17 protein-coding genes are annotated in these 17,611 nt (G+C 69.2%); 3 read left to right on the top strand and 14 right to left on the bottom strand.

Features of this window, described 5'->3' with window-relative positions; genetic code table 11:
• Positions 1-25: 25 nt before the first annotated feature.
• The 7 genes from cas3 to AB0B96_RS10710 form a co-directional block, all read right to left on the bottom strand.
• Complete coding sequence (gene cas3, locus AB0B96_RS10740) at positions 26-2,773, bottom strand: CRISPR-associated helicase Cas3' (RefSeq protein WP_362897591.1); 2,748 nt, start codon at positions 2,771-2,773, stop codon at positions 26-28.
• Positions 2,774-4,103: 1,330 nt separating this feature from the next.
• Positions 4,104-5,849: a molybdopterin-dependent oxidoreductase gene (locus AB0B96_RS10735; protein ID WP_362897589.1), complete on the bottom strand. Its 1,746-nt coding sequence runs from the start codon at positions 5,847-5,849 to the stop codon at positions 4,104-4,106.
• A 106-nt stretch (positions 5,850-5,955) separates the two neighbouring features.
• Positions 5,956-6,609 (bottom strand): XTP/dITP diphosphatase, encoded by a 654-nt coding sequence (locus tag AB0B96_RS10730; protein ID WP_362897587.1) that lies wholly within the window; start codon positions 6,607-6,609, stop codon positions 5,956-5,958.
• A 43-nt stretch (positions 6,610-6,652) separates the two neighbouring features.
• Positions 6,653-7,369 (bottom strand): ribonuclease PH, encoded by a 717-nt coding sequence (gene rph / locus AB0B96_RS10725; protein ID WP_350949838.1) that lies wholly within the window; start codon positions 7,367-7,369, stop codon positions 6,653-6,655.
• A 5-nt stretch (positions 7,370-7,374) separates the two neighbouring features.
• The gene (locus AB0B96_RS10720) at positions 7,375-8,127 is read right to left on the bottom strand and encodes an MBL fold metallo-hydrolase (RefSeq protein ID WP_362897585.1); all 753 of its coding nucleotides are present in this window, start codon (positions 8,125-8,127) and stop codon (positions 7,375-7,377) included.
• A gap of 120 nt (positions 8,128-8,247) precedes the next feature.
• Positions 8,248-9,069, bottom strand: coding sequence for a glutamate racemase (gene murI / locus AB0B96_RS10715; RefSeq protein WP_362897583.1), 822 nt, complete (start codon positions 9,067-9,069; stop codon positions 8,248-8,250).
• Between the two features lie 134 nt (positions 9,070-9,203).
• Positions 9,204-9,995 (bottom strand): thioesterase family protein, encoded by a 792-nt coding sequence (locus AB0B96_RS10710; RefSeq protein WP_362897581.1) that lies wholly within the window; start codon positions 9,993-9,995, stop codon positions 9,204-9,206.
• A 317-nt stretch (positions 9,996-10,312) separates the two neighbouring features.
• Here AB0B96_RS10710 and AB0B96_RS10705 point away from each other — a divergent pair, with 317 nt between their 5' ends.
• Positions 10,313-12,172: a DUF3352 domain-containing protein gene (locus AB0B96_RS10705; RefSeq protein WP_362897579.1), complete on the top strand. Its 1,860-nt coding sequence runs from the start codon at positions 10,313-10,315 to the stop codon at positions 12,170-12,172.
• A 96-nt stretch (positions 12,173-12,268) separates the two neighbouring features.
• On the opposite strand, the gene AB0B96_RS10700 is transcribed toward AB0B96_RS10705, so the two are convergent.
• The 6 genes from AB0B96_RS10700 to clpS form a co-directional block, all read right to left on the bottom strand.
• Complete coding sequence (locus AB0B96_RS10700) at positions 12,269-13,216, bottom strand: cysteine synthase (protein WP_350949843.1); 948 nt, start codon at positions 13,214-13,216, stop codon at positions 12,269-12,271.
• A 156-nt stretch (positions 13,217-13,372) separates the two neighbouring features.
• Entirely contained in the window at positions 13,373-13,651 is a 279-nt protein-coding gene (locus tag AB0B96_RS10695) for a MoaD/ThiS family protein (RefSeq protein WP_350949844.1), read from the bottom strand.
• A gap of 89 nt (positions 13,652-13,740) precedes the next feature.
• Complete coding sequence (locus tag AB0B96_RS10690) at positions 13,741-13,878, bottom strand: hypothetical protein (RefSeq protein ID WP_362897577.1); 138 nt, start codon at positions 13,876-13,878, stop codon at positions 13,741-13,743.
• 171 nt (positions 13,879-14,049) lie between these two features.
• Positions 14,050-14,466 carry a M67 family metallopeptidase gene (locus AB0B96_RS10685; protein ID WP_350949846.1) on the bottom strand — a complete coding sequence of 139 codons (417 nt, stop codon included), beginning with the start codon at positions 14,464-14,466 and terminating at the stop codon, positions 14,050-14,052.
• A gap of 9 nt (positions 14,467-14,475) precedes the next feature.
• A complete protein-coding gene (locus AB0B96_RS10680; RefSeq protein WP_350949847.1) occupies positions 14,476-15,000 on the bottom strand; it encodes a DUF2017 domain-containing protein in 525 nt (174 codons plus the stop codon).
• A 118-nt stretch (positions 15,001-15,118) separates the two neighbouring features.
• Positions 15,119-15,406: an ATP-dependent Clp protease adapter ClpS gene (clpS, locus tag AB0B96_RS10675; RefSeq protein ID WP_329091067.1), complete on the bottom strand. Its 288-nt coding sequence runs from the start codon at positions 15,404-15,406 to the stop codon at positions 15,119-15,121.
• Between the two features lie 40 nt (positions 15,407-15,446).
• Between clpS and AB0B96_RS10670 the strand changes: the two genes are divergently transcribed.
• Both AB0B96_RS10670 and AB0B96_RS10665 read left to right on the top strand, forming a co-directional pair.
• On the top strand, positions 15,447-16,736 hold the full coding sequence (locus tag AB0B96_RS10670) for a nicotinate phosphoribosyltransferase (protein WP_362897575.1): 1,290 nt from the start codon (positions 15,447-15,449) through the stop codon (positions 16,734-16,736).
• Positions 16,737-16,740: 4 nt separating this feature from the next.
• Positions 16,741-17,316: an isochorismatase family protein gene (locus AB0B96_RS10665; protein WP_350949849.1), complete on the top strand. Its 576-nt coding sequence runs from the start codon at positions 16,741-16,743 to the stop codon at positions 17,314-17,316.
• Between the two features lie 7 nt (positions 17,317-17,323).
• Here AB0B96_RS10665 and AB0B96_RS10660 read toward each other — a convergent pair whose 3' ends face one another.
• The gene (locus tag AB0B96_RS10660; protein ID WP_362897572.1) at positions 17,324-17,581 is read right to left on the bottom strand and encodes a hypothetical protein; all 258 of its coding nucleotides are present in this window, start codon (positions 17,579-17,581) and stop codon (positions 17,324-17,326) included.
• Positions 17,582-17,611: the final 30 nt, after the last annotated feature.

Genomic DNA, 17,611 nt, shown 5'->3' with positions numbered 1-17,611 from the left:
GAACGCGCCCCGCAGTGCGGGGGTTTCACGAGGGAGCCTTCGCCGCTCCCGTCGCCTGGAGTCCGAGGATCTCGTCGTACGTGACCTCGTAGCTCCCGATCTGTGCCCGACCTCCTTTGAGGACGAGAGCTCTGTGATCGCGGAGCCATGACGTCCATCGCCAGGCCGAGCAGGGTTCTCGGTCGAACAACTCCCTGGCGAACGCGACTGGCGTCGACACCGACAGCGACGACTGGATGAGAGCCTGCTCCAACTTACGGTTAGGGCTCTTGTTAAGCGAGAAGGCATCACCACCCGTGACCGGGCGGACCACGCCTTCGCTCACTTCCTCCAGAAGGACGATGTTCACAGATGGCATGCCCAGGCGGGTCACCTGCGAGTCCTTCTCCTCGTTCTCGGCAAGTTCGGTCATCAGGTGGAGCTTGTCCCCGTCCGGGCCGGGAACGCACCGGTTTCCGGCCAGCAGTTCCTCGACGTCGCGCTTGCTCTCCTCCTCCTCGACCGCCACCGCGTAGGCATCGACGTCCGCTGGACGGAGGTTGGGTGGCGGATCCCCGCCGTAGACCTCCTCGGTCAACGTACGGATGTCGCCGGGCAGGTTGATCTCCGCGCGTCCCTTCTCCCGAAGGTTCTTCAACGCGTACCAGGACGCGATGAGCAGCCGGGAGCCGTAAATCATCGTGCTCCCCGTCGGAAAGCCGACCGGATCCACCCCCGACACGCCAGTGACAACGATTCTGGGAGCGACGAAGCCATGTCTGGCCTCCGGCGCACGATCGTGGCGGTGCAGACGACCGGCCCGCTGGAGAAGGAGATCGACGGGAGCATGGTCAGTGATCATGAGATCGAAATCAATGTCGAGGCTCTGCTCGACCACCTGAGTGGCGATGACGATCTTCTTCTTCGGGCGCCTTCCCTTCTTCCCGAACAGCCGCAGCACCTGCCGTTCCAACTCGTGCCGCCGGGCGTGTGGGAAGCGCGCGTGAAAAAGGATCAGGTCCCTCTTCCGGACACCCGCTGCGCGTAATGCTTTGTAGAGCGACTGTGCCCGGCCCACCGTGTTGCGGATCACCGCCACACACCCACCGTCGGCAGTTACCGTGGCCAGCCAACGGGCGAGTTCCTTATCGCTGTCGTACGCGTGGCTGAAGTCGAGGACGACCGAACTGTCCTGCGGCGGATCCGGCTGGCGAAAACTCGACGTGGTGGCCGTACCCCAGCTGACCAGCGGGTACGGCGCCTTGTCGGGCTCCTCCGACTCGGCGGGGGGAAGAGCCTCCCTACCGGCGCCTCGTTGCCAGGCCCTCATCAGCTCCAGCCGACGGCGAGACGGGAGGGTGGCCGACAGCAACACCACTGGGACACCCTGACGGCCCAGCCACTCAAGAACCCGGTCAAGGATCGTGGACATGTAGAGGTCATAAGCGTGCACCTCGTCGATTACCACCACCTTGCCGGACAACCCGAAGTGAAGAACGGCGTTGTGCCGGATCCGCAACCCGGCGCGGAGGATCTGGTCCACGGTGCCCACCCCGCAGGGAGCGAGAAGCCCTCTCCACCGGGCCGTGAACCATCGGGAGGCCGTCACGTCCACACCGGTGTTACCGGCTGCCTTCGGGCCTTCCTGAGCATGGACGCTGGAGGGGTTGATCTGCGCGCGGACACGAGGATCGTCCTGCGCGAGGAGCTTGAGGAACTCGTCGTTGAGTCCGGCGGCACCGTGAACAAGGTGGAGGAGGGCGTCCGAAGCCGAGTGCAGTCCGAGGAAGGTCTGCAGCCGGTCGAGCATCTGGTTGCTGGTCGCCTGGGTCGGAAGAGCGAAGAAGAAACCGCTCAGTCCGAGCCTGCGAGTCCACTCGGCCACAGCGTACTGCGCGATCTCGGTCTTCCCACCGCCCATGGCATCTTCGACGATCACGATGCCCGGCTCGTCGAACATGCCCTCGTCGGCCATCTCCATGACCGTTCGCTGAGCAGCGCGCGGCCGCGCGTTCTTCGGCAGGAGATCCGGAAACGCCCGCCGAGCCGGCCGCCACCGCGCCCACCCCAGCGCGTCGATCGCCTCTTCGGCCCGTTTCTTGCTGGCCCGCATGTAATCGTCGAGGTCAACCTCCGCACCGACGTACGGAAACCGGCGCTCGTCCGAAGCGATCCAGTCGCTCACGGCCGTCAGGCCTGTAAGAAGCACCGCGTCTGGAACGTCCGGCTTCCAGGCGGACAGCGATGTGTCATCGACCCCCAAGCGCTCCGCGAGCTCCCCGAGCAACCGATCACGAAGCTGAGCCCAGTCGGCACCGCCAAGCACCACTCCGTCGCCGGTGGTGTTCTTCAGCAGGTTACGGCGCCCCTCGTTGAAGAACTCGCCGTGATGACCACCGGCCGCCGTCGCGAGCAGATCCGCCGTATCAGGAGCGAGCCCGAAGCGCTCAACGAGCCAGCCACGCAGGTGGACATCGGTCATCAATCCATGAGGAACCTTCCCTTTCAGGGATTCCCAGAGCGCCTGCGGAATCCGTGACGGCGCCTCTGTAGGAAGGAGGTCATCACGCTTCATCTGCCAGCACGAGCACTTGCCGATGTCATGCGCCCCGGCGACGAACGCGATCGCCAGCTTCGCAGCGGGCTCCTCGACACCCCTACTGAGCCTGCCACCAAAGGATCCCGGCAGCCCCGCCTCAAGCAGCCGAAGCGCGACGTGTGCCGTATCGATCATGTGACAGATCAACGGATGCGGGATATCCCCCTTCCCCGCCTTCCCCCAGACCCAGCGCATCGCCCCTCCCGCAGGTAGCCGAACCCATGACCACGTGCGGGAGACCGTATTGCCCGGCACCGACATTTCCGGGGCCAGAGCGCCCTATACGGCAAAAGAGGCCACAGTGATCTACGCGATCATCCAAAATCAGCAGATCACCTGGCCTCGTACTCTCCCGCCAACTACGATCAAGATCGGCGGTTCCTGCCGAATGCACTTGATAAAAAACCGGGCCTCACGCCCACAAGGCCCCAGGTCACAAAGTGTCGGCCCCGCACACGCGGGGGTGATCCCTCGTACAGGTAGATCATCTGGTCGACGTCCAGGTCGGCCCCGCACACGCGGGGGTAATCCCTCTAATCCAGGGATTATCGCGGAAGAGATTGGGTCGGCCCCGCACACGCGGGGGTGATCCGGTGACGGCGCCGCCGGGGCCGATCAGGATGCGGTCGGCCCCGCACACGCGGGGGTGATCCCAAGCACCACGACCGGCCAGAGGGCATGCAAGGGTCGGCCCCGCACACGCGGGGGTGATCCTGCCGGTACTCCTCAACGAACTCGGGCAGCTCCGTCGGCCCCGCACACGCGGGGGTGATCCCCCCGACGACAGCCGATATGCGATCAGCATCGTGTCGGCCCCGCACACGCGGGAGTGATCCATCCTCGTCGTAGTCGCGGTGCACGAGTTGCGCGTTGGCCCCGCACACGCGGGGGTGGTCCCTTTCCGTCCGAGCGGCGCGGGTGAAGGTCCTCGTTGGCCCCGCACACGCGGGAGTGGTCCCAGCGCGTTCGTCCCGATGATCTTTAGCTTCGGGTCGGCCACACACACGCGGGGGTGGTCCCGAGTCTCTGGCCGCCTGCCCGTACCTGCGCAGGTCGGCCCCGCACACGCGGGGGTGGTCCCGAGGCAGCCGTACAGGGCATCCACGCCGCTCACGTCGGCCCCGCATACGCGGGGGTGGTCCGCACTATAAGTTCTCGCCTCCTGCGGTGGGCGGGTCAGCCCCGCACACGCGGGGGTGGTCCGCGCGGGCCCCCCTTGGTGGTGTTGGTGCACAGGTCGGCCCCGCACACGCGGGGGTGGCCCTTGGCCCCACTTGGCGTTGGGTTGTCCAGCGTGTTGATCCCGCACACGCGGGGATGGTCCCGCCCAGCACTGGCCGCTCGTCGCCGAAACAGCGCCGGCCCCGCACACCCGGGAGTTTCCTTCCCAAGATCGGCCATCTCGGGATACAGCCAGTGTGACCTTCTGCCGGCGACATGCGAGGATCGCCGATTCACCATCCCTATCTCCGTGGCCCAAGACTACTGATCGAGAATTATCGGGACGGTTTGAATACAGCCAGGGTCAGCCGACCCGTACCCGGATGGTGTGCCAGCCGGTGGCGCCGTCCGGGGCGACAGAGGCGCGCTCGGCGGTCTGGGTGTAGCCGGTGGTGTCGGTGGCGCGGACCTCGATGGTGTGTTCGCCGGGGGTGGCGTCCCAGTCGTCGAGGACCCACTGGCGCCAGGTGTCGGCGGTGGGGGCCTCGGCGAGGCGGGCCTGGCGCCACTCGCCCTGGTCGACGCGGACCTCGACCGCGTCCACGCCCTTGTGCTGTGCCCAGGCGACCCCCGCGACGACGGTCTTGCCGGCGGGGACGCTCGCGCCGTCCCTGGGCAGGTCGATGCGCGACTGGGTCTTGATCGGCCCCTTCGCGGACCAGCCTCTGGGCGTCCAGTAGGCCTCGTCCTGGTCGAAGCGGGTGACCTTGATGTCGGTGACCCACTTGGTGGCCGAGACGTAGCCGTAGAGTCCGGGGACGACCTGGCGGACCGGGAAGCCGTGGTCGACGGGGAGCACCTCGCCGTTCATGCCGAAGGCGAGCAGGGCGTCACGGCCGTCCATCACGACGTCGACCGGGGTTCCCGCGGTCCAGCCGTCGGCGGAGGTGCTGAGCAGCATGTCCGCGTCCTTCTGAACGCCCGCGTCGCGCAGCACCGCGGCCAGGCTCACGCCCAGCCAGCGGGCGTTGCCGATGTAGGGGCCGCCGACCTCGTTGGAGACGCAGCAGAGCGTGACGTCGGCCTCGACCACGGCGCGTTTCATCAGGTCGGCGAAGGTGAGCTCCACGGGCCTGTCGACCATGCCGTGGATCGTGAGGGTCCAGTCGCGCGGGTCGACCTGGGGGACCGACAGGGTGGTGTCGACCCGGTAGAAGTCGTTGTTGGGGGTGACGAACGACGACAGGCCCCTGATCCTCAGGTCGGTCCCGGCGGGCAGCGCGGGGAGGGGTTTCGCGGGCAGGGGCAGTGTGATGCCGCTGCGCGCCGCGTTCACCTCGGCCCGCCCGGAGAGCGCGCGCCCGGCCAGACCCGCCACCCCCGCGAGAGCCACGCCGCCGACCGCGCCGGTCAGCAGGCCCCGGCGGTCGAAGGCTCGCAGGTCGTTCCCCGCCCGCATGACGGGCGGTACCTGCGGTCCGGTCCGCTCCCCTGCCTCCGATGAGGACTCGGGCGAGACCGGTCGCAGGCGCTCCGGCCCGGTGTCGTGCGAAATCTCTTCCTGGCGACCCGGCCCGGTGTCGTGCGCGGCCCCCGCGGCCCCCGCGGCACCCACGACATAGGCGCCACCCGACACCCCCGCGTACGACCCGGCCGAGGCGTCGTCGGGTACGAGGGCGCGACGGACGAGCCACCGCAGAACGAGCATGCCGGTGCCCACCCCGACGAGCGTCGGGACGACGTCCACCGGCCCGGAACCCGGCCGGGTCAGCACGGCGACGACGCCGACGAGGCCGAACGCGGCCAGACCCGCCATCCCGTACCGGAGGTCGCGGACGGCGGCCCTTCCCAGCGCGACGGCGATCGCGGCCATGACCAGGAGGATCCCGGCGAGCAGCACGGTCTTGTCGTTCTCGCCGAAGGTGCGGATCGCCCATTCCTTGAGCGGCGCAGGGGTGAGGTCGACGACGGAGTTGCCGACCGCGACGACCGGGAAGGCGGCGGGGTTCACCAGGCCCGCCACGAGCAGTGACACCGCCACCGCCACCGCGCCGGACACCAGGCCGATCAGCGCCGGGGCCCAGGAGGGCACACGCTTGTTGCTCTGCATACCCCCGACGCTACGCCCATAAGGGGCCGCGGGTTCTTACGCGCTGATTACAGGCGCGACCTGGACGTCTCGGGCTCCTCGGCCGTCGTCCGCGCGGCTCTCGCCGTCAGGCGATCATCTCGGCGATGACGGGGGCGAGGGCGCGGAAGGCGCGGCCACGGTGGCTGATCGCGTCCTTCTCCGCGGCGGACAGCTCGGCGGTGGTGCGGGTCTCGCCCTCGGGGACGAGGATCGGGTCGTAGCCGAAGCCGCCGCTGCCGCGCGGGACGTCGATGATCACGCCGCGCAGTGCCCCTTCGGTCACCCGCTCCTCCCCCGAGGGGAGTGCGAGCGCCGCGGCGCAGGCGAAGTGCGCGCCCCGGTGCTCGGCGGGCACGTCGGAGACCTGGGCGAGCAGCAGGTCGAGGTTGGCTTGGTCGTCGCCGTGCCTTCCCGCCCAGCGGGCGGAGAAGATGCCCGGCATGCCGTTCAGGGCGTCGACGCAGAGGCCGGAGTCGTCGGCGATCGCGGGCAGGCCGGACTGCTGTGCGACCGCGTGTGCCTTGAGCAGCGCGTTCTCCGCGAAGGTGAGGCCGGTCTCGGCGACGTCGCCGATCTCGGGGAACTCCTCAAGCCCGACGATCTCGACCGGGATCCGGGCGTCGGCGAGGATCCGGCGCAGCTCGGCGATCTTTCCCGAGTTCCTGGTGGCGAGGACCACACGGGCCGCACCGGACCGGGCCGCACCGGTCTCGATCTCGGTCGTACCGGACTCGCTCATGCCGACCGCCTCGTTCCTGAACGATTCACCGTGAGAAAGCGGCTCATGCCAACGCCTCCCGCTGGAGGCGGGTGAGCTCGGCGCAGCCGGCCGCGCCGAGGTCGAGCAGCTCGTCGAGGGCGGCGCGGTCGAACGGCTTGCCCTCGGCGGTGCCCTGGACCTCGACGAACTCGCCGGAACCGGTCATCACCACGTTCATGTCCGTCTCTGCGGCGACGTCCTCGGTGTAGCAGAGGTCGAGCAGCGCCGTGGAGCCGACGACGCCGACGGAGACCGCCGCGACCGAGTCGACCAGCGGGTCTCCGCCGCACATCTTGCGCTTGCGCATCCACGCGACCGCGTCGACCAGCGCCACGTACGCGCCGGTGATGGCGGCGGTGCGGGTGCCGCCGTCGGCCTGGAGCACGTCGCAGTCGATGACGATCGAGTTCTCGCCCAGCGTCTTGTAGTCGACGCAGGCGCGCAGGGAGCGGCCGATCAGGCGGGAGATCTCGTGCGTACGGCCGCCGATCTTGCCGCGTACCGACTCGCGGTCGTTGCGGGTGTTCGTGGCGCGCGGCAGCATGGCGTACTCGGCGGTGATCCAGCCCTGGCCGCTGCCCCGGCGCCAGCGCGGGACGCTGTCCTGCACGGAGGCGGCGCAGAGCACCTTGGTGCCGCCGAACTCGACGAGCACCGAGCCCTCGGCGTGCGCGAGCCAGCCCCGGGTGATGGTGACGGGGCGGAGTTGATCGGGAGTACGTCCATCTGCGCGAGCCATGACGTTCACCCTAGGTCATACCGGGCCCCGCTCCGCGCCAGTTCCATCCGTCCGGCGAACCCCCCGCGGGAGGCGTCCTCCATGACACGGTCGCGGTCGTTCCAGGGCACCAGGTGGGTGAGGACGAGGGTGTCCACGCCCGCCCTGGCCGCGTGCTCGGCCGCCTGGCGGCCGTTCAGGTGCAGGCCGGTGGGGAGTCCTGGCTCGTCGAGGTACGACGCCTCGCACAGGAGCACGTCGGCTCCCGAGGCGAGCTTGACCAGTTCGGCACTCTCGCCGGTGTCCCCGGAGTAGGCCACCGAGCGCCCGCCGTGGGAGACCCTGAACCCGTAGGTCTCCACGGGGTGGTTCACCGGGGCGGCCGTCACCTCGAAGGGGCCGACCTCGAACGTCCCCGGCATCAGGCTCACGAACTCGAAGGCCTTCTCCAGCGGCGGCTCGTCGGGCATCGCGTAGGCGGAGTTCAGGCGCTCACGGGCGTCGGAGGGCGCGTACACCGGCACCTTGGGCAGCGGGCCGCCGGGCGAGTAGGTGCGCACCACGTGGTACGGGCACATGTCGAGACAGTGGTCGGCGTGCAGGTGCGACAGGCAGATCGCGTCCACGTCGTACAGGCCGATGTGCCTCTGCAGCGCGCCGAGCGCGCCGTTCCCGAAGTCGAGCAGCATGCGGAACCCGTCGGCCTCCAGCAGGTAGCAGGAGGAAGGGCTGTCGGGCCCGGGGAAACTCCCCGAGCATCCAATGATCGTCAACTTCACGGCGGCCTCCTACGGTTACTGTGCGGCGCCGCGTGTCACGGCGCGGGCGCCGGTGGCCGGTGTCCGTCCCCCTTCGTCCGCCGATCCCCGGCGCTCCCCCTACGGAGCGCCCGGGCACCGTCACACGCGATGCCCGTTGTTCGGAACATCCCCTACCACCGCCACCTCGACCGCCTCGATCTCCGGTCCGAGGAACCGTCGTCCGAGGTCGGTGAAGAGCCCCGCGTCACCGGTGGCGCGGAAGCGGTGCCTGGGCGCGTCCCCAACGGCGGCCAGGCCCCGGTCGTGCAGGACGCGGTAGACGTCCTTGGCCGTCTCGTCGGCGCTGGACACCAGCGTCACGCCGTCTCCCACCACGTAGGAGATCGGCCCGGTGAGGAGCGGGTAGTGCGTACACCCCAGGATCAGCGTGTCGCACCCGTCGGCGAGCACCGGCTCCAGGTATTCGCGGATGACGTCGATGAGCTCGTCGCTCATCGTCTCCCCCCGCTCGACGAACTCCACCAGGCGCGGCGCGGCCACCCCGGTGAGCCGGACGTCGGGAGCGGCGGCGAACGCGTCGTGGTAGGCCATCGACTCGATCGTGGCCCTGGTCCCGAGCACCCCGACCCTGCCGTTGCGGGTGGCCCGCACGGCGCGGCGGGTGGCCGGCTGGATCACCTCGACGACCGGGACGGCGTAGCGTTCCCGCGCGTCGCGGAGCACCGCCGCGCTCGCGCTGTTGCACGCGATCACCAGCATCTTCACGTCGCCCTCGACGAGGTGGTCCATCACCTCCAGCGCGTAGGCGCGGACCTGTGCGATGCTCTTGGGGCCGTACGGCTGCCTCGCCGTGTCGGCCACATAGAAGATCGACTCGTTGGGCAACTGGTCGATGATCGCCCGAGCCACCGTGAGGCCACCGACACCGCTGTCAAAGATTCCAATGCTCGCTTGCGACACAGTTCCCCAGGCTAGGCGACCCGGGGCGGCCGATCACGGTAAGAATCCTCACAACGCCGAATACCAGCTCAGCCATGTATTTTTCATGACATTCAGTCGTACGGTGTCTGTTACTACGTCCCGTAGCGCGGACGTCAGCCCCGCCCGACGCGGGCCAGCTGACGGGACTGGGCGACCAGGCGGCCCGCGGAGTCCCACACCTCGACCTCCTCGTCGAACCAGCCGTCACTGATCAGGCGACCCCCGCCCAGGAGGGTGAGCCAGCCGGGTGCGGGCAGGGCACGCAGGTGCCAGGTGAGGTCGACGGTGGGTGCCCAGCCGCGCGCCCCCGCGGAGAACACCACCGGCGGGAGGGCGTCGACGGCGAGCGCCAGCACGTACGGGTCGGGGTCCTGCGGCTCGGCCAGCCGGAAGTAGGCGCGGGCCTCGGGCCTGCCGGTGGGACGGCCGTCGACCCAGCCGACGGTGGGAGGGTCGAAGGCGAGTTCCACCTGGGCGCTGAACGTCAGGTTCGACGCGTCCTTGGGGGCGGGCAGTGAAACGCATCGCTCGATCGGCGGCATCACCGCCGAGGGCCCGTCCGTCCAGTCGGGGACGGCATCGCTGAGCGTCGCGGTCGTGACGAGCCCTTCGATGAAGGACGTCCCTTCCTGGACGAGGGTCACCCTGGTCATCGTGGCGGTGCGGCCGGTCTTGATCTGCTCCAGGCGCACCCGCGCGGGGCCGGGCCTCGCCGCCCGCAGGAACTGGACACTCGTGCTCACCGGGTGCTCGTGGGGGGAGGCGTCCACGACCGCGCGCAGCAGCACGGCCATCAGATAGCCGCCGTTCAGGGGGCCGCCGATGGAGTATCCGGGGTCGAGGCACGCGTCGTAGGTGGTCTCGTCCACCTTGGTCACCGCTGTCGCCTCGTCGAACTTCGCCATCCACGCTCCCGAATCTTGTTCTAGAGGGGTTACTTTACCCATTCCGTGCGACCGTCGCCTCCCCGGGTCCTCGGCGCTCTCTTCCCGGGAGCCGCCAGGGCGCCGGAGCCACCGGGGAAACAAGCTCCGCGGTAAGGAAGGGACGACAGTGACCTGCGGGAACAAGGCGACAAAGATCACGATGGGCGAAGAAACCGCACTGAGCAGGGGCTGATCCCGCTTAGACGTGACAATCACATAGTTAGTTCAATGCAAGCGGGTTGCTAGCAGCGTGCACTAACTTCTCCCTATCCGCGAAGTCCACCTTGTGAGTGATCATGCCTGCCAACAATCCCCCTAACCAGTCGCCCGATCCGGGTCAGCAGCCCGACAGGACGATCGCCTACCGTTGGAACGAGGGCGCACAGCCGAACGACCAGCCGCGCACGCAGGCCTATCCACAGAACGGCCAGCCCGGATACCCACAGTCTTCCGGCGGTTACCAGCAGGGGCAGCCCTACCCGCAGCAGGGCCAGCCCTACCCGCAGCAACAGCAGCCCGGCCACCAGCAGCAGGGCTACGGCCAGCAGCCGTACGGACAGCAGAACTACGGCCAGCAGGCCGGTCAGCCGTACGGGCAGCAGGCCGGCCAGCCGTACGGCCAGCAGCAGGGCTACGGCCAGCAGGCGTACGGGCAGCAGGCGGGGAACTGGCAGCAGGGACCCGACTTCCTGAGCGCCGGGCCTCCCCCGGGACCTCCCGCGCGCAAGGGCGGCAAGGGCTGGCTGCTCGCGGTGGTCGCCGCGCTGGTCGTCGCCCTCGTGGGCGGTGGCGGCTTCTTCGCGATCAACCTGCTCAGCGGCGGCGGCGCGCAGCCGCACGACGTGCTGCCCGGCAACGCCGTCGGCTACATCCGCCTCGACCTCGACCCGGCCGCGAACCAGAAGGTGGCGCTGTTCAACATCGCCAGGAAGTTCACGACCACCAAGGACTCCTTCAGCGGCGAGGACCCGCGTAAGGCGATCTTCGACCTGATCAAGAAGGACGCCGACGACCTCGGCAAGGTCGACTACGCCGCCGACATCGAGCCCTGGCTCGGCGTCCGCGTCGGCGTGGCCGCGCTGGCCCCGGCCAAGGCCGGCGCCGAGCCCGGCGTCGTGGTGGCCGTCCAGGTCACCGACCAGGACAAGGCCACGGCGGGCATCGCGAAGCTGATGGGCAAGGAGAAGTACGGCATCGCGTTCCGCGACGACTACGCGCTGCTCACCCCGACCCAGGCCGAGGCCGACAAGGCCGCCGCCGCCGAGCCGCTGTCGGGCAACGCCAACTTCTCCGACGACCTGAGCGCCCTCGGCGAGACCGGTGTGCTCTCCTTCTGGGCCGACGCGGGCAAGCTCGCGGGAATGGCCCCCGAACTGGCCGCCCAGGACCCCACCGTCCTCGCCCAGGTCAAGAACGCCCGCGTGGCGGGCGCCCTCCGCTTCGACAGCGAGTACGTCGAGCTCGCGGGCATCAGCCGCGGCGTCGAGAACCTGGACATGGGCGATCCCGAGCCCTCCAGGATCAGCACGCTTCCCGCCTCCACCGCCGGCGCGATCTCGATCTCGGGTCTCGGCGAGGTGGTCGGCAAGCAGTGGGCGCAGCTCATGAAGTCGGCCGACCAGGCCGCGGGCGGCGGCGTCCAGCAGTTCGCCGACCAGGCCAAGCAGAACTACGGCCTCGCGCTCCCCGACGACCTGGTGACGCTGCTCGGCAAGAACATCACCATCGCCCTCGACTCCAACGGCCTCGACGGCAACCAGCCGAAGTTCGGCGCGAAGATCGTCACCGACCCGGCCAAGGCGCAGGAGGTCGTCGGCAAGATCGAGAGGTTCCTCGCGGACTCCGGGACGGCCGTCCCGCAGCTCGCCAAGGTTCCCGGCGACGGCGTCTTCGTCCTGGGCAGCGCGCAGGACTACGCCGCCGAGCTCAACAAGGACGGTGCCCTGGGCGACAGCGAGACCTTCCAGCTCGCGATCCCCAACGCCGGTGAGGCGACCTTCGCCCTCTACGCCGACCTGGACAAGGTGGAGAACCTCTACCTCGGCAGCCTCCAGGGTGACGAGAAGGCCAACCTCCAGGTGCTCCGCGCCGTGGGCGTGAGCGGCACCCAGTCGGGCAGCGACGGGACCTTCTCGATGAGGCTGCTGTTCAACTGATCCACCCGGGCTCCCCGATCTCGTTCGGATCGGGCCTCCCCAGATCCCCGGCAGGGCTCCGGCCCCGCCGGGGATTCGCTTTTTCTCGGGCGGCGTTCAGGCCCAGAGCTGGCCTTCGAGCCGCTCCTCGGCCTCGTCGAGCGTCCCCTCGTAGGCGCCGGTGGACAGGTATTTCCAGCCGCCGTCCGCGACCACGAACACCACGTCGGCCCGCTCCCCCGCCTTGACGGCCTTCGCCGCCACACCGAGCGCGGCGTGCAGGGCGGCACCGGTGGAGACCCCCGCGAAGATGCCCTCGCCGGACAGCAGCTCCCGGGTGCGGCGCAGCGCGTCGGCCGAGGAGACCGAGAACCGCGTGGTCAGGACGTCGGCGTCGTACAGCTCGGGGATGAAGCCCTCGTCCACGTTGCGCAGCCCGTACACCAGCTCGCCGTAACGCGGCTCGGCGGCGACGATCCTCACACCGGGAACGTGCTCGCGCAGGAACCTGCCGACGCCCATCAGGGTGCCCGTGGTGCCCAGACCGGCCACGAAGTGGGTGACGGACGGCAGATCCTCCAGGATCTCCGGCCCCGTCGACTCGTAGTGCGAGCGCCAGTTGGCCGGGTTTCCGTACTGGTAGAGCATCACCCAGTCGGGGTTCTCCTCCGCCAGGCCCTTGGCGACCCGCACCGCCTCGTTGGAGCCGCCCGCCGCGGGCGAGGAGATGATCTGCGCCCCCCACATGCGCAGCAGCTGGCGACGCTCCTCCGAGGTGTTCTCCGGCATCACGCAGATCAGCTTGTAGCCCTTGAGCCTGGCCGACATCGCGAGCGAGATGCCGGTGTTGCCGCTCGTGGGTTCGAGGATCGTGCAGCCCGGCTGGAGAAGCCCGTCCTTCTCCGCCTGCTCGATCATCCACAGCGCCGGACGGTCCTTGATCGAACCTGTCGGGTTGCGGTCTTCGAGTTTGGCCCAGATCCGTACGTCCTCCGAGGGCGAGAGCCTGGGCAGGCCGACCAGCGGGGTCCGGCCGACCGATTCGATCAGTGAGTCAAAACGCATGGTGTACGGCTTCCGCCTCGGGTTGACCTTGTGATGACAGACCTGGCGCCTCGGGGTGACAGCCCGAAAACCGCGGCGCGCGCCGCCCGGCCCGGGAGAGCTCTCCGATCTCGCGAAAGATCACGGAACTCCCGCGGTGCGGGCGGCGCCACGCGGCTAGCGGGATCCGCCGGCCACGGCGGGCAGGACGGTGACCGTGTCGCCGTCGGCGACCGGGGTCTCCAGCCCGCCCAGGAAGCGGACGTCCTCGTCGTTCAGGTAGACGTTCACGAAGCGGCGCAGCGCGCCCTTGTCCACCAGGCGCTCCTTCAGCCCGGGGTGCCGGACCTCCAGATCGCCGATCAGCTCCTCGAGCGTGGCGCCCTTGGCGTCGACGGCCTTGGCGCCGTCGGTGTAGGTGCGCAGGATGGTCGGAATGCGAACCTCGATGGCCATCGCGGGTCAGTCTCCTTGTGTCGTCATGGGAGTGAGAGGCCCACCGGATCAGAACACCGGTGAGCACCGGAGGATTCCAGAAAAGCCGGTCAGCGACAGTCGTAGACGACGACGAAGGGCGTGTGCGCGAACAGGAAGTTCTGCACGGGCGCGACACCCGCGCGCCGTGCCCGAGGGCCGGGACGCGAGAGCACCACGTCCTCCTGGCTCGGGGCGGCGGTCAGCATGCCCACCAGCTTACCCAAAGGGTTCATTCGTCCCACGGCCGTACCGGACACCGGCCCCGTACGAATCCCGGATGCCACCCGAACACGGAGACGAGGGAGCCGGGACACCAGGGCATGGAGGTAAGGTCCCCACCCCGGAGGCCCCGGCGCCAGGACCCGAAAAGGTGCCGGTCACCCGGAGGTGATCGTCACCTCCTCCTCGCTCACGACGCCGTCGATGATCCGGTACGAGCGGAACTCGGCCTTCTCCCCCAGCTCCTCGCGGGTGGAGACCAGCACGTAGTGGGCGTTCGGCTCGGCGGCGTAGGAGATGTCGGTGCGGGAGGGGTAGGCCTCGGTGGCGGTGTGGGAGTGGTAGATGACCACCGGCTCCTCGTCGCGGTCGTCCATCTCCCGCCAGACACGCAACTGCTCCAGCGAGTCGAACCGGTAGAACGTCGGCGACCGCTCGGCGTTCTCCATCGCGATGAAGCGTTCGGGGGAGTCGGAGCCGACGGGCCCGGCGATCACGCCACAGGCCTCGTCGGGGTGGTCCGCCCGAGCGTGCGCGATGATCCTGTCAACCAGTTCCCGAGAGATGGTGAGCATGACTGGAAGTTACCAAAGGGCGCGGACCAGGGTGTCCTGGAGGTAGGTGAGCCAGTCGTAGATGACGTACGCCGGATAGCGGGGATCGCTCTCCGGCATGTCGGCGATCTCGTCGTGCACCTCCTCGGTCACCTCCAGCCGGGTGCCGAGCGCGAGGCGCACGTCGTTCAGCGCGCGCATCCACGCCTGCGCCTGCTCCCTGGTCAGCTCGACCCTGCCGGCCTCCGCACTGTCGAGCATCGCCTTGGCGTCGGCCCGCTTGCCCTCACGCAGCGTCGCCTCGGTGTATCTGCGGAACTCGGCGGCCGCCTCGCCGTCCTCGTACGCCGAAGGGAAGAGCCGGGCCAGCACCGGATCGTCGGACTGCTCGGAGGGGCCGATGCCGAGTGCCTTCTCCAGGGGGTCGTCGCCGGTCTCCCCCGGCTCGATCAGGCCCAGGATCTGCGTGACCAGCGAGCGCAGGATCGACACCTCGGCGGCGTCGAAAACCGTGATCACACCGCCCTCGTGCCCCGGCTTGAACCCCGAACTCATCTCTCGCCCACCATTTCTCGCGGGCACCGCCCGAGACCCGCCCGCCGTTTCGAGTCCTGCCGCTTCGGGCCCGGCCGGTCACCACGCGACGACAGATGGCGGCCGGCCGCTCGCGCGCTCACGAATCCCGCTGGACGGTGGCCCACAGCCCGTACGAGTGCATGATCTGCGCGTCGCGCTCCATCTCCTCGCGGGTGCCGCTGGAAACCACGGCCTTGCCCTTGTGGTGCACGTCGAGCATCAACTTCTCCGCCTTCTCCTTGGAGTATCCGAAAACGGACTGGAAGACGTACGTCACGTAGGACATCAGGTTGACCGGGTCGTTCCAGACGATCGTCAACCATGGCAGATCGGGCCGTACGTCGATTGACGGACGCTCGACCTCCGTTGGAGCGGTGCTACCCACATTCACCAGTCTGCCCTACCCCGGGCTTAGTCTTCGACTCGTGACAAAGAGCATGAGCACCGCGTTGCTTACCGATCACTATGAGCTGACGATGCTTGAGGCGGCGCTGAGAAGCGGGGCCGCCTCCAGACGGGCGGTTTTCGAGGTGTTCGCGCGCCAGCTGCCCGGCGGGCGGCGCTACGGGGTCGTGGCGGGAACCGGCCGGGTGCTGGACGCGCTGGAGTCCTTCCGCTTCGAGGAGGAGTCGCTGGCATTCCTGCGGGACAACGAGGTGGTCGACGAGCCCACCCTGGAGTTCCTCGCCGGATACCGGTTCTCCGGGAAAGTGGACGGCTACGGCGAGGGCGAGTGCTACTTCCCCGGTTCCCCGATCATGACGGTGGAGGGCACGTTCGCCGAAGCCGTGCTGCTGGAGACCGTGATCCTGTCGATCCTCAACCACGACTGCGCGATCGCCAACGCCGCCACACGCATGATCCGCGCCGCCGGGACCAGGCCCCTCATCGAGATGGGCTCGCGGCGCACCCACGAGGCGGCGGCGGTGGCCGCGGCGCGGGCCGCCTACCTGTGCGGGTTCTCCTCCACCTCCAACCTCATGGCGGGCCACGAGTACGGCATACCGACCGCCGGGACCGCCGCCCACGCCTTCACCCTGCTCCACGACTCGGAGGAGCAGGCCTTCCGGGCCCAGATCGCCTCCCTCGGCGCCGACACCACGCTGCTCGTGGACACCTACGACGTGGCCGAGGCCGTGCGGACCGCGGTGGAGCTCGCCGGCCCCTCCCTCGGGGCGGTCCGCCTCGACTCCGGCGACCTCGGCCAGGTCGCCCACGAGGTCCGCGAGCAGCTCGACGCGCTCGGCGCCCACAAGACCCGCATCATCGTGACCAGCGACCTCGACGAGTACGCCATCGCCGCGCTCGCCGCCGCGCCCGTGGACGGCTACGGCGTCGGCACGTCGCTGGTCACCGGCTCCGGCTCGCCCACCGCCGCCCTGGTCTACAAGCTCGTCGCCCGCGAGGACGCCGAAGGGGTCATGCGGCCGGTGGCCAAGAGGTCGGTGGGCAAGCCCAGCCGGGGTGGACGCAAGGAGGCGTTCCGCGAGCTCGACGCCGAGGGCACGGCGGCCGCCGAGGTGGTCACCGTCTCCGGCGAGCACCCCTCGAACGCCCGCCCGCTACAGGTTCCGCTGGTCAGGGAGGGGGAGGTCGTCGGCCGCGAGAAGCTGGAGGAGAGCCGCGCGCGGCACCGCGAGGCCGTCGCCGAGCTGCCCTCCAACGCCTATCAGCTGTCCCGGGGCTACGCCGCGATCCCAACCGTGTTTGACTGATCGCATGCCAACAGCACTGATCATCGTCGACGTCCAGAACGACTTCTGCGAGGGCGGGAGCCTCCCGGTCGGCGGCGGCGCGGAGGTGGCCGCCGCCATCTCGGCACACGCCGCCTCGCACGGCTACGACCACGTCGTGGCCACCCGTGATCATCACATCGACCCCGGCTCCCACTTCGCCGCCGAACCCGACTACGTGACCACCTGGCCCGCCCACTGTGTCGCCGGGACACCCGGCTCCGACTTCCACCCCGCCTTCGACACCTCACGCGTCGAGGAGGTCTTCAGCAAGGGTGCCCACAGCGCCGCCTACAGCGGCTTCGAGGGCGTCACCTCCGACGGGACTTCTCTGGCCGACTGGCTCGGCGAACGCGGCGTGGACGCGGTGGACATCGTCGGCATCGCCACCGACCACTGCGTGCGGGCCACCGCCCTGGACGCGGTCGCGCACGGGCTGTCCGTTCAGGTGCTGCTGGACCTCACCGCCGGGGTGTCCGCCCCCACCACCGAGACCACCCTCGCCGAACTCGGCTCCGCCGGAGCCCGCCTCACGGGAACCCCCGTGGTCCGATCGGCCTGACGATCTTTCAGCTCTTCGGCATCCCCAGAAAGAGGATCATCCGGTCGAGCTTCCCGTCCATGGTCCTGTAGTTCTCCTTGAGCTCGCCGATGTCGTACGCCATGGCCCTCATGTCCTGCTTGACTCCCACGACCTCCTCCTTGACCTCGGCGAGCTCCTCCTTGGTGGCGCACTTCGCCACATCGAGCCGAAGCTCGGCCACCTCCTCCTTGACCTCCGCGAGCCCCACCTTCAGCTCGGCCACCTCCTCCTTGACCTCCGCCACCTCGGCCCTGAGCTCAGCGACATCCCGCTA

It is taken from the genome of Streptosporangium sp. NPDC049046 (assembly GCF_040649155.1).
Classification (GTDB): Bacteria; Actinomycetota; Actinomycetes; order Streptosporangiales; family Streptosporangiaceae; genus Streptosporangium.
Note: the sequence above shows the minus strand (reverse complement) of the source record. Positions and strands in the feature narration are given on the sequence as shown.